This is a genomic window from Psychrobacter sp. SWN149, assembly GCF_015864565.1.
GTDB lineage: Bacteria > Pseudomonadota > Gammaproteobacteria > Pseudomonadales > Moraxellaceae > Psychrobacter.
This window is the reverse complement of record NZ_JADYWX010000005.1, coordinates 125,527-138,297: the sequence shown is the minus strand read 5'-3', so window position 1 is coordinate 138,297 and position 12,771 is coordinate 125,527. Positions and strand designations below refer to the sequence as shown.

The window sequence follows — 12,771 nt, the reverse complement described above, 5'->3', positions numbered from 1 at the left end:
TATAAGGCTGACATAGATGCTATTTATTAGCACTTATGATGTCTTTTCTGATGAAATGTATTGTTGTATGATTAAGTGAATATTCCATAGCAACAGATATAGAGGCGGCTATTAATTGGCCGCCATGTCCACTTTATAGGAACACATGCAATGACTGCAGATGAAAATCCAATCGCCGCTTTTGGCAGTGCTGAAGAAGGTGATGAGCCATTAAAGCCATATATCGATCCGAGCCTGTTTGAAACCATTGATAGACAGTCGCAAATGGATCTGCTTGCACCGGTATTTGATGCCATTACTTTGGCTGGGGTTGATTTCGATCTGAAGGTGCAAGACAGTGCCACTGGCAAGCGATATACGTTATGTAAAAACGATAAAGTTATCGAAATTGTACAGATGGATATGGATTTTACTGACAAAGTATTGGCTGCGATAGAAAAAAACAAAGAAATATGACTTGTATAGGCGTGTCTGAATTATTCAGTCAGAGTATTGATTGCTAGTTTTAGACAATTAGCCACATTAAAGCCTGATCCTATTAAGAAGTAGGCGGTTCAACCGAAGATTTTTTCTGGCGCTTTTGCCAACTTGCGACGGTTCTATAACGCCAAACAGCCTTAAACACCAGTCCGCAAACAATACTGGTCACCACTGCCAAAATCGTCAATCCAATACAAAATGCGGCAATCGAGACAGTACCGCGATAGGTAATAAATGGATTGGCACCATTTGACAATACCCATAAGCTAAAGTCAGCAATCATCCTGCCGATGAGTCGCAAACTGATCATTGGTGCATCTAAAATCTTTGCACCAATATAGTATCCGGCATAAAAAATAGGCAAGCTGGTAAGCGGATTGGTAATCCACGTCAGACCAAGTGCCATCGGGACATTGGCTCGAAAAATAAGCGAGCCAATCAAGGCCAGTAACATCTGTCCTGGTAATGGGAAAAATGCACTAAGCACACCAATATAGACCGCTTTATTTAGGCTGTGACGATTGAAATGCCACAATCGTGGATCTGCCAAATGCGGTGCAAATAATTTTAAGGTGCGACTTTCTAGGACTTTTTCTGGTGTAGGAAGTAAATCTTTTAGACGTTTTTTGGGCACAAGATTGCCTTTAATCATTAACTATAGCCCGCTCAATCAGTTTGATGGACTGGTATAAAGTAATATGATGAATAAAAATGGTGGATAACAATAGATAGGATACTGATGTCAGACAATCAGCCTCTCAATATCTGTCATCAGTATAGGGCAATCTAAATATAAATGCTATTGAACGATGTGCCAGTTATTGATAGGGTGCTGTATTCATGCTTATATCTATAATTAAACTATTGGGATCTAGGGCGTGTCATCAATTAGCACATAAATACATTTAGTGGCCTTAAAATGGCTAAATTTTGCTAAACATCGTCAGAAATTTTTTCAATATGTTCATATTAACGGCACTTTCTTCCTTGTTTATCTACCATTTTTCTCATTTTAAGCCTCACCATCTAATTGATGACACGCCCTAGCTGACTTATTATAAAGTTGATACCGTCTTATGTCGTTAAACCATCAAGCAAGGAGTGCTGGTGTACTGGTTAATTGGCAGCCTAATAATTATCATTATGATGGGCGTTTTGGCCGTCGCTGACGATGCGTTGGTACCAGTCGACCTGTTTTTATTAGACATGGTCAGTGTCTCTAACCTGTCTTTGCTACTCATCGTATTAGCCGTTATTCTGATGGTCAGCGCCCAATTTAATACCCCGCCAGTAGTCATTCAAAAAGTCGTCAACGACCACGCCACATACCTGCCTTATAACAATAACCTTTCTTTACGCATCATCAAGTATTTGCTGTTTGCTATTTTGACGATCGCATTGGTGATCGGTAGTGCGTTACAAGCTTTGGTCAGCCATCAACAGGCAGAATCTGCCAAAATCATTCACCCAATACGAGTACAAGCGTTGGTTCGTGTTGAGGGATTAAGCGACAGTGTTTATGATACCAGTACAGATAGTGGCTATCGACAAGTTGCCGTGGTCACAAACTTATCACCATTGATCGCTGAGCTAGATGCTCAAGACTTGGCGGAGAGTACGTCAAACCATCTAGAAAATAAGCAAAATAGCCTAAGTGATAATACTCTAAGTAATAATGGCAATATCGAATATCGGGTACTGCTCAATGCTTATCCAAAACCATTATCAAGTAGTGACTCACTGGCAGCATTGAATGACCTACAGCCCGGTGATCAATTGTTTATGAGCTTGGCGCTGACACCATTGGCTAGCTCTGAGCAAGTACTTAACAATCCTTCTGGGTTTGATAGCTATCGCTGGTTACGAGGTCGCCACATTGATGGTGCTGCTAATATACTGGCGGTCAGTACATCTACCATCAGTTATGAGGCACTGCCAAAGCAAGTAGTGACCTCTCAATCGTATCTCCAACGCTTCCGTACTTATATTGACCGAGGACGTTGGCAACTGCGTCAGCATTTTTATAAAAACTGGTTACGACATTCTACCGCGGAGCAACAAGCAAAAGCGGTCACATTGAGCTTACTTACTGGTGATCGCAGTTTAATCAGCCGTGATACCAAAGACTTGTACCAGTTGGCAGGTATCTCACATTTGCTGGCTATTTCAGGGACTCATGTGCTGTTTTTAGCCATTGTTATGGCGGGTACAGTCGTACTGCTATTCAATCGGTTTTGTCCGATAGGTTATCGCTATATTCCGTGCTGGCAAGTGCGGTGGTGGGTAATGATTGGGGCTGCTTTTATTTATGCGCTATTCACAGGATTTGATGTGCCAGCTGCACGGACAGCTTGGATGCTACTGGCAATTGGTCTAGTTAGATTGACAATGTTGCCTACCAGTACCATGAAGGTATTATTGGCATTGGCCATACTGATGGCATGGCGTGATCCTTATGTGTTATGGCAAGCAGGATACTGGTTGTCCTTTATCGCAGTGGCGCTATTGCTGAAGTACGATGATACGTCATATCAGTACAATACTTCTGCATCAGCACCACACCGTGTCCATTCAGGCACGAATAGCAACAATGTCCGTACTAAAAACACTGTATTGAACCACGCTTGGCAAGTTGTGAGACGCATCGCCAAATTACAGTTTTGGCTATTTATTACGTTACTACCAACCACATTGCTCTTATTTGGCAAAGCATCATTATGGGGCCTTGTAATCAACCTATTCGCTATAGGTTTGTTTGGATGGGTGATCGTACCGCTGAATTTATTGGCAGGGCTGTGTTATCTGCTATCCCCTACGATAGCAGACGGTATCTGGATGTTGGTCATTGCAATCGTTGGCGCTTTGCATGATTTCATCACGTGGCTAACATCGTTGCCATTACTGTCAGGTGTTTGGCTGTATACACCAGTCAATATAGCCATCGTGCTCATGGTGTTTTTGTTTATGCTGCCTTGGCTATTACCGCGAGGTTTTATCAGTCGATGGCTGGCGCTGACCCCTTTGACGCTGTTAATAATGACGGTGTACGCCAACCAACAGTCGCTCACAACCGTACCGACTTTATATGTCTTGCCCACTGGGGATTCGTATATTAGTGCTTCATTATTACAATATCCTATTGCTCATAATGCGGCTCGATCAGGCATAAATAAGCGTCAAAAAAGCACCCATTGGCTATTTTTGGCAGATCATAGACCGAAAAATGCGCGCACGATGACCAGCAGCCTGACAGCAGATGCATTATCTGCAATTTTAGAGCAGCAGCTGGGCAGTTTATCAGTCAATAATTTAGAAGGTATCATTGTACAAAGTAATAGTATCGGACTGACTGATACGATTAATACTAACGATCAGCGCGTTGATTTTGATATCGGAACGTCCGAATTATTGCCAATGACCATGGCTCAGTTAAGTCAGAAATTACCTGTCAGTCAATACTGGCAAGCGGGACGCTCTGATAGATGGACGCAACTACAACAAGCTTATCAAGTCACCAGCCAAGCTGATAGGGCATCGAATATCAGTGCCCAGCGCTGCGATCAGGGTAAAATATGGCAATTGCCTAGTGGATGTTTGACGATACAGGTGTTGACGGGCTGGAGTACTATTAATGATGCCAGTGTCTGGGACTGTAGTATCGCTATCGATACTGATTTGCCCATACAAGTGCTAAGGTACAATGCAGCAGACCCCCTTCAATCATTGGATATGACAGCTCAGATGGATATGGAACATACGCATTTGGCAGATACTAAGCTGAAGAGCAGTAAAGTGATTGAACATCAGGAAACGCCTGCAGTATCACGGCTCATACTAAATACCGATACCCATCAACGGGTCTGGCAGATGTGGGAGTTACTGTGCTCGGATGAAGGGTTTAATGAGATCATCGCCTCAAGCCAAACGAAATGGCTTGGTCATAGTGCCTCACATATAACCGCTGATATAATGCGTCATCAAAATATTGATAATGTCATAACCTTGGATGATAAACCTTTAGATGCGGCATCATCTCTAAATAAGCATGACGATGTGGTCAATACCAATACCAATACCAATACCAATATCAAAAGTCCTTAAAATATCGCTCATCCAATCGGCGTTACAATATGGTGATATTTCACAGTTATACTATTGAACCCTTATTAAAATACCACCATACTTAGCAGCCTATTAATACCGGTGATTGATATCGTCAGAAAGCATCTGACTGTTTTTATCATCTTTTATTGTTTTAGATTGTTTCTGACTTAGGAAGTTATATGCCCAACTGGCCACCAGACCCTAACAAACGTCCCGATAATTCGGCCAATCAGCCAACACAAATACAGCAACCAAACTCGCCGAGTGGACAAGAATGGAAGGTGCTTGAAAACACCTTATTGGCTAGTGTGGTTGAGCAGCGCCGCGCTCGTCGCTGGAGCATCTTTTTTAAACTACTGACCTTTGGTTATATCTTATTGATATTTTTGACCCTTGGTCGTGGGTGCAGTAGTTCGCCGACAGGTATGGATGCGGTCGATACCAGCGAGCCACATTTGGCTGTGGTTGAACTGCAAGGCGTTATCAGTAGTGACGATGTGGCCAATGCCTATGATGTCAATGAAGCACTGAGAGACGCTTTTGCAAACAGTAATTCAAAAGCGGTGGCACTAGATATTAACTCACCTGGTGGTTCACCGGTACAGTCTGATGAAATCTGGCAGACGATGATGGACTTGCGCGAAGAGTACCCAGATAAAAAACTGTATGCGGTTATCGGTGATATCGGTGCCTCGGGTGCTTATTATATCGCGTCTGCTGCAGATGAGATTTATGTCAATCCATCAAGTTTGGTTGGCTCTATCGGGGTCATTATGCCAAGCTACAATGTCAAAGGCTTAATGGATAAAGTTGGCGTAGAAGATCGTACTATCACTGCGGGTGAGTATAAAGATATCTTAAGCTTGTCACGTCCATTGACTGACTACGAAGAAAACCATGTTGAAAAGGTGTTGGCGAATACGCACAAGCATTTCATCAACGCCGTAAAAGAAGGTCGCGGCGACCGTCTTAAAAATCCTGAACAAAACAAACTGTTTTCAGGATTGTTCTGGACAGGTGAGCAATCTATCGAGCTAGGGTTGGCTGATAAAAAGGGTAGTATTACTAGCCTTAGCAAGCAGCTGGAGCTGGATACGATCATTAGTTATAGTCCGAACGATCCGTTCCAATCGTTTATGGACCGTTTTGCCGTGCAACTGGGTGCAGGCATTGGCTCTAGCGTTAGTCTTGATGGTTTTTTACCACAAGAAGAAGGTAACGTAAAGATGCGTTAAGCGTTTAATGTTTTAGATATACTGTGTATGATTGTTGGGGCTGAGCATATAATTGTGCTCAGCCTTAATTGTATGTAATGCTAAATAAAATCTTTGTTTGAGACTAAGTCGCTATCAATGCCGCGATAGTTATGAATGTTGCTATCTTAGCGACGTTTGGCTAAATGATGCTACAAGGCTCAATGATTAAAAATAATATATCACATAAACCCTTCCACGAGAGCCTGTTATGAGTGATGAAATAAATTTGCAGACCTTTGCTGCACTACCTGTCTCTAAGATAACCAATAAGCCGGTGCTTCATTTTGCCCATGCCAATGGAATGCCAAGTGCTGTCTACGAGCCATTTTTTGAAGGTTTGTCAGAGTTTTTTACGATTGAGTATATTGCGATGCTGGGCGATACACCGAGCTATCCCGTAGATGACCATTGGCGCAGTCTGACGCAACAAGTCATCGATAGCGCAAAAAGTGCCTGCGAGAAGCATGGTGTTGCGCAGGTGTTAGGGGTAGGTCATTCGCTGGGCGCTATGTGTACCTTGCAGGCCATGTATCGTCAGCCTGAACTGTTTGCTCAAGCAGTACTCATGGATCCACCTTGGCTGTATGGCAAGGTCAGTTTAATGTGGCATTTAGCAAAGACAGCAGACAGATTGCCCCTCATGGATAATCGTCTGATGGATAAACTGTCACCCGCTGGCGTGTCCAAGCATCGCCGCGATGTATGGGATAGTCGCGCAGACGCGTATGAGAAAATGCGTCATAAAGGGTTTTTCAAAAACTTTGATGAGCGTAGCTTTCAAGGGTATATCGATCACGGCTTGCATGAGCGTGCGGATGGCAAGGTGACATTGGCTATTCCTAAAGCCAGTGAAGTAGATGTATTTCGTACCAATCCTTCTTGGTATTGGCTGGCACCAAATCGGGGCCCCAAAGTACCTGTCACATTGATTATTGGCCAAGACAGTATCTTTTTAAAGCGTCGCTTTCCGCAGCAAATCAAATCACGTTTGGGTATTCCTTATGAAACGCATAAAGGGGGTCATATGTTCCCACTTGAGCACCCACAGTCTGTCTCAATGCAGGTGCTAGGCTTGATCAAGCAGCAATTGTCAAAATAAAAGTAACATATCATTAGTCATGCTCGTAATGGATATGAGCTGCCAGAGTATTTTTTAAGTGATACCTTTATGCCAAAAAACGTAACTGCTCCATCTGATATGACTGCCTCACCTAAGTCTCCGCCCATCTTTTCACGCTTGGGTACATTTCTGCTAACAGTAGGGATGGTGTTTGCATTTTTTGTCAGTCAGTTGATAGGCATCTATGTCGCGGGCAAGCTAGTATTACCTGCCACCCAAAACGCATCGATAGGGAATATATTCTTTTTTGGCGGTAATGATGGAACGGTTGTGAGCCTCTCCATAATGGTAGGTTGTGTGCTGCTATTGGCAGTCAGCATTTTTATCATTCGTTTGAAGGGTGGTAGTCTGCGCCAGTATTTAGCCTTAAAGCCGTTTTCACTGTCGGTGGGTATGGGAATGCTTGGGCTGTTATTGATCTTTATGATTGTCAGTCAGGCGCTCACGTATCTGCTGGATATGACGCCGCTGGACTTCGTAGATCCTCTCTATCAGTCAGTCAGCTCGGTATGGCTATTGGTTTTTGCGATGGTCATCGTTGCACCCATTTATGAAGAGGTGGTCTTTCGCGGTATATTATGGTCAGCCATTGCAGAACAGTTTTCATCTGCATCATATTCAGAGAATTACGGTGCGATCGTCGCGAGTATGATAACGAGTTTGATATTTGCCATTATTCATGTGCAGTACGGCATTTATGAAATCAGTACCATCGTTGTGTTGGCATTGCTATTTTGCTACGCACGTATTAAGTCCGGCTCGTTACTACTGCCAATCGTGTTACACATCGTCAATAACGGTGCAGCGATGTGGCAGTATGTTGCGCAAGCAGCCTAAGGTTTGAATATCAGACAGACCCTAACCAAGATAAATGCCAATATGATGATTGGTATGTAAATTTTGTCAAGCCAGCTATAGTCGATTCAATTTAAAAATAGTACAAGGCAACCGAGCTTAGATGTATATTTAATACTTCAAGCGAGTTTAACGCAGTAATAATTTTATAGTGGAATGACTATATATGTAGCCAATGATCGATAGAGATTGGGCTAGGCATCAGGATTGAGCGCCAACACTTCATCAGCCGCTCGTTTAACATCATCAAGCGTTAATTGAGGTTTACCACTCAATGCTTGTCGCCATTTGCGCGCACCCGTCAGTCCTTGAAACAGTCCTAAGTAGTGTCTCGTCATCGTGGGTAGCGCTTCGCCTTTCTCGATTTGCTCTTGCATATAAGAATAAAGCCGCGCCAAAATGTCCGAGCGTTTAGGTATTGCCTCGCCCCATAAGCTGTTGGCTTCTGCTAGCAGATAAGGATTGTGATAAAACGCTCGACCAATCATCACACCATCGACATGCTGCAAGTGTGTTTTGATGGCTTCAACCGTATCAATGCCGCCATTGATTTCGATATCCAGTTCAGGAAAGTCTTGTTTTAAGCGGTACACATCCTCATAACGTAGTGGTGGTATCTCGCGGTTTTGCTTGGGGCTGAGCCCTTGCAGCCATGCAGTACGCGCATGTACTGTGAATCGCGTACAGCCCGCGTCTGCCACTGTCTGCACGAAATCTACCATAAACTCATAGCTATTAAAATCATCAATACCAATACGATGCTTTACGGTCACTGGTATGTCGACAGCGGCTTGCATATGCTTGACCAAATCAGCAACGGTCTTAGGCTCTGCCATCAGACAGGCGCCTATCTTATTATGCTGGACACGATCGGAGGGGCAACCAACATTAATGTTGACTTCATCATAGCCATATTGCTGAGCAAACTCGGCGCACTGTGTCATCTCATCAATATCAGCGCCGCCAAGCTGCAAGACAAGTGGGTGCTCAAGCGTATCAAAGCGCAAGTGCCGTGCGCGATTACCATGAATCAATGCACCAGTGCTGATCATCTCGGTATATAGATACGTATGCGGGTTAAACAGTCGCGCAAAGTAGCGATAGTCTGTTGTAGTCCAGTCGATCATGGGAGCGACTGAGAGGCGTTTGTTGGTCATATCAACCATGGTTATTGAGCCTTAATATTCGTGTCTTAAATAAATGGATAAGGTGCAATGGATGAGCGATACCATTGCACCTTAGTGTCAATCATTGTATGTATACCGTCTGATATCTATGTGACGACGTGATCAATCTTTTTGAATTCAGGAAGATTGTAAAAATACATGCCCATAATGATACCGATAAAGCCAATAAACACAATGTAGAGTGCAGGTGAAAAGCTGATCAATGTGGTGGCATAGCCAAGTCCAAAAGGTATCAGTACTCCAACGACACCGTAAGTAATATTATAGCAAAAAGCGATACCCGTCAGTCGTACATTGGTGGGAAACAATTGTACTAAGATGGCTGGCACCATACCAACGATACCTGAACAGAATCCTAAAAGCGCATACATGATCAAGATATAATCGCCGCCTGCTTGTAGATGATAAAAGAAGGCTAGTATTTGGATGATTAAGAGAGTAGAACCAATGACCAGTATTTTGCCAAAGTTTTCGTGGTTAGAGATCATTCCATAAAATATGCAGCCGATAATCATGAATACGATACCCAAGCTATGGGAAAACCCAAACAAATCACTGTCTAAGGTAAAGTTAAGCTCTATCAGATCCGGCAGTAGTAGCACGATGACAGAAGTCACGCTGGATATCACCAAAGTGAGCACCATGCCAACAAAGATACTGTGCTTACAGCGTTTAAAAAGCATGGTGAGCGGTTGGCGTGCCGCTTTGCCAAGCTTAGGCTTATCTAATGCAAGGAAAAATGGTGTCTCTCCAACCAGTTGCCAGAACGCTAGTGGCAAAAAGCTCAATACCGCAGCAACCAAAAACGGTAAACGCCAGCCATAATCAGCCAGCTGTACCGACGTCATAAAGCTAGACAGCCACATAAAAAATGCATTAGAGAAGAGCACACCTACCAAAAAGCTGGCCGTCACGTAGCTACAGGCCACCGACAGATACTGCCGAGGTACGTGCTCTGCGACAAACACCCAAGACAAGGGCACATAAAGACCAAATGCCATGCCCTGTATGATTCTGAGTAAAATAAATAAAATGGGTGCAATAACGCCCCACTGCGCATAAGTTGGCAACGCCGCCATGGCGAGCAAACTACAAGCGGTTACGAGTATGCTGAACAACAGTGTCGGTTTTCGACCAATGATATCGCCATATCGACCAAATAAAATACCACCAAAGGGACGTGCCAAATAACCGACGACAAACAGCCCCAACCCTTGTAGCTTGGCCACATTTGGATCGGTATCAATAGGAAAAAACGCGGCCGACACAATATCTGCAATGTACAAATAAATCAAAAAATCAAAAAACACCACAGCACTGATAGAACTAATGAACAGTACCGTGTTTTTGTCTTTGGTCGACATTAACGCATATTGAGAACGAGATGGCATAATAGATTACGTATCCACAGAGTAAAGTGGTCATTAAATCGGTGGCCGCTTGGACAACCGATCATGATAAAAAACTGGCAAATCATTCGGTTATAAAGAATGACTTGCCAAAATAATAGGTCTAGAAATAGTAAATTTTGGTGTTTTAGACTGAAGTATGTCCGAGAAATGGTTGACGTATTCAGTTCAATATAATCAGGACAATAAAATCTGTGCACTATAAAAAAGAAACTAAGGTAAGCTTTCAGCAGTCTTTAGCGACATAGACACAGCATGCAAAAAACGTACCGTATTCGCATTTCATCGCAAAATCTCTGATCAAATAAGTGTTATTCGCTTAAGTATTGTTAACAGGGGTAGAGTTTTGTCATCAAGGATGTGCAGGTTCATAGGATTATAGTAACCAGTCAATTGGCAGCCAAGACATAATGGTCAGCCAAACATGGTCACTTATACCGACTTTAGGTTCTGAGTCGTAGACGACTTCTTTGTCATTTTCCATAGTGTGCCATTGCAAGCTGCCGTTATCTAATAGTTTGACTTCATACGCTTGATTCAACAAATCATCGCTTAAAGCACCATGTAGCTGTTTGGCAAGCTCATCATCATTGATAATGACACCCATTTCAGTATTGATGTTAGCAGAGCGAGGGTCAACGTTGTACGAGCCAATAAACACTTGATAGTCATCAACGGCAAACGTTTTTGCATGCAAGCTGGTCGATGACTGACTACGTGCGCGCCACAGCTTATTATCGCGTTTTTCTTCAGCAGCGGTTGATTTTAGCTCGTATATTTTGACGCCTGAGCGCAACAGATTCGGTCGCCATTGGCTATAGCCAGAATGGACAGCGGTGACATCGGTTGCATCAAATGAGTTGGTCAAAATCTTAATATCGACACCCGATTCAGCCAGTTTTACTAAGGTATCGACACCATCTTTGGTCGGTACAAAATAGGATGAGATAATCGTTAGTTTCTTAGTTGGACTACCAAGCAACGTCCGCAATTGGTGTACCAAGTTGCTGTCGGTAGGAACGCTTTTGCTCAGTTTGCCGACATCATCACTCAAGAACTGCATATCCGTCCAGCGAAAGGGTACCCGTTTATTGATCAGATCACTGTCTATCGTAGAGTCTTTGATGGCCGCTTTGTAGACTGTCAAGCTACTGCCTTCATTGTTTTCTTCATCAAGCCCCAACTTATCCAATGCGGCTGGAAAATTAAGGGTCACATCCTTATCAACTTTGGCCAATGTCTCGATATCAAACGATAAAGAGGATGACCAATAACTGTCAAAGCTGTTGTCAATATCGGCGACCACTTTACCGATTAGCAGCACATCCAAATCTGCAAACTGGCTACTTTGGTCATTACTTAGGTATTCATTACCAATGTTGCGACCACCAATGATGGTAATCTGCTTATCAAAGGTCATGCTCTTATTGTGCATACGGCGATTGATTCGTGGCAACCCTGTGACGTAATTCAATGTCGGAATTTTACGATGCATCAGCGGATTAATAATGCGTACAGCGATATTGGGATGACTGGCAAAACGTAGTAGGTGCTGGTCAAACTTGGCACTGTTATTAAAATCATCCAACAATAAACGCACGATAACACCGCGCTCGGCGGCATCCCATAAGTCTTTTAAGAGCAGTTGACCGGCCTGATCATTATGCCAAATATAATACTGCGCATCGATATTGCGCGTGGCCATATCAGTCAAGATGCTACGAGCGGCAAACGCGTTGGCGCCAGTCACTATCGGATGATAACCTGACAAATCAGGATGGATATCACTCTGAGCACTGATGGCGGATACCAGATCCGTCTGAATCGTTTCGCTGTTATCGTTCTGATATAGCTCATGTACACGTTCTGATAACGCTTGGCTTTCAGGCAGATGCGGCTGCTTGGGCAAGCTTTGGCATGCACTCAAGGCCAAGGTCAGCCCTAGTGTTAGACTCAATGATAAGTGGCTTGATTCTAGACTGAACAGTGACATAACGAATTTACCTTAGTGAGCCTAAACATACTGATAAACAACTTATTAAAGGGTTTGCGCAATTTTCAAAAATTACAACGGTGACGGTTCTACCATAATATCAATTAAGGCTGTACTCAAATCGTCGCTAGCTTAACAGCTGTTGCTATATCTGCCTATTATAAATACGTTATTTTTGTTAGATTTGACTCATGAAATCGTTGTTTTTTAAGTATTGTTTAACTATATATGTGGCGGAATTTAATCGTAAGCATTTGGGGTTTTTAGGTATGCAAAAATAATATTTAGGTGCTATCTGAAACCAGCTGTGCGGAATAAGTCGACATGATATGATAACGCTGATGAATTCGGTCGATAATCAGAAGAA

The 12,771-nt window shown here is 43.1% G+C and carries 9 protein-coding genes; 5 read left to right on the top strand and 4 right to left on the bottom strand.

Annotation, left to right across the window (positions count from 1 at the left end):
* Positions 1–150 precede the first annotated feature (150 nt).
* Complete coding sequence (locus I6E86_RS09610; RefSeq protein WP_197177286.1) at positions 151–456, top strand: hypothetical protein; 306 nt, start codon at positions 151–153, stop codon at positions 454–456.
* A gap of 82 nt (positions 457–538) precedes the next feature.
* Here I6E86_RS09610 and I6E86_RS09605 read toward each other — a convergent pair whose 3' ends face one another.
* The gene (locus I6E86_RS09605) at positions 539–1,114 is read right to left on the bottom strand and encodes a DUF2062 domain-containing protein (protein WP_320158532.1); all 576 of its coding nucleotides are present in this window, start codon (positions 1,112–1,114) and stop codon (positions 539–541) included.
* 473 nt (positions 1,115–1,587) lie between these two features.
* Between I6E86_RS09605 and I6E86_RS09600 the strand changes: the two genes are divergently transcribed.
* The 4 genes from I6E86_RS09600 to I6E86_RS09585 all read left to right on the top strand — a co-directional run bounded on the left by I6E86_RS09600 (position 1,588) and on the right by I6E86_RS09585 (position 7,797).
* Positions 1,588–4,581: a ComEC/Rec2 family competence protein gene (locus I6E86_RS09600; protein ID WP_197177284.1), complete on the top strand. Its 2,994-nt coding sequence runs from the start codon at positions 1,588–1,590 to the stop codon at positions 4,579–4,581.
* Positions 4,582–4,763: 182 nt separating this feature from the next.
* Positions 4,764–5,819 (top strand): signal peptide peptidase SppA, encoded by a 1,056-nt coding sequence (sppA, locus tag I6E86_RS09595; protein WP_197177283.1) that lies wholly within the window; start codon positions 4,764–4,766, stop codon positions 5,817–5,819.
* A gap of 229 nt (positions 5,820–6,048) precedes the next feature.
* On the top strand, positions 6,049–6,939 hold the full coding sequence (locus I6E86_RS09590; protein ID WP_197177282.1) for an alpha/beta fold hydrolase: 891 nt from the start codon (positions 6,049–6,051) through the stop codon (positions 6,937–6,939).
* A gap of 69 nt (positions 6,940–7,008) precedes the next feature.
* On the top strand, positions 7,009–7,797 hold the full coding sequence (locus tag I6E86_RS09585; protein ID WP_227680619.1) for a CPBP family intramembrane glutamic endopeptidase: 789 nt from the start codon (positions 7,009–7,011) through the stop codon (positions 7,795–7,797).
* Positions 7,798–8,009: 212 nt separating this feature from the next.
* Here I6E86_RS09585 and dusA read toward each other — a convergent pair whose 3' ends face one another.
* The 3 genes from dusA to I6E86_RS09570 form a co-directional block, all read right to left on the bottom strand.
* Positions 8,010–8,981 carry a tRNA dihydrouridine(20/20a) synthase DusA gene (dusA, locus tag I6E86_RS09580; RefSeq protein WP_197177281.1) on the bottom strand — a complete coding sequence of 324 codons (972 nt, stop codon included), beginning with the start codon at positions 8,979–8,981 and terminating at the stop codon, positions 8,010–8,012.
* 107 nt (positions 8,982–9,088) lie between these two features.
* Complete coding sequence (locus tag I6E86_RS09575) at positions 9,089–10,393, bottom strand: MFS transporter (protein WP_197177280.1); 1,305 nt, start codon at positions 10,391–10,393, stop codon at positions 9,089–9,091.
* Between the two features lie 394 nt (positions 10,394–10,787).
* Positions 10,788–12,404, bottom strand: a complete 1,617-nt coding sequence (locus I6E86_RS09570; protein WP_197177279.1) for a phospholipase D family protein — start codon at positions 12,402–12,404, stop codon at positions 10,788–10,790.
* Positions 12,405–12,771: the final 367 nt, after the last annotated feature.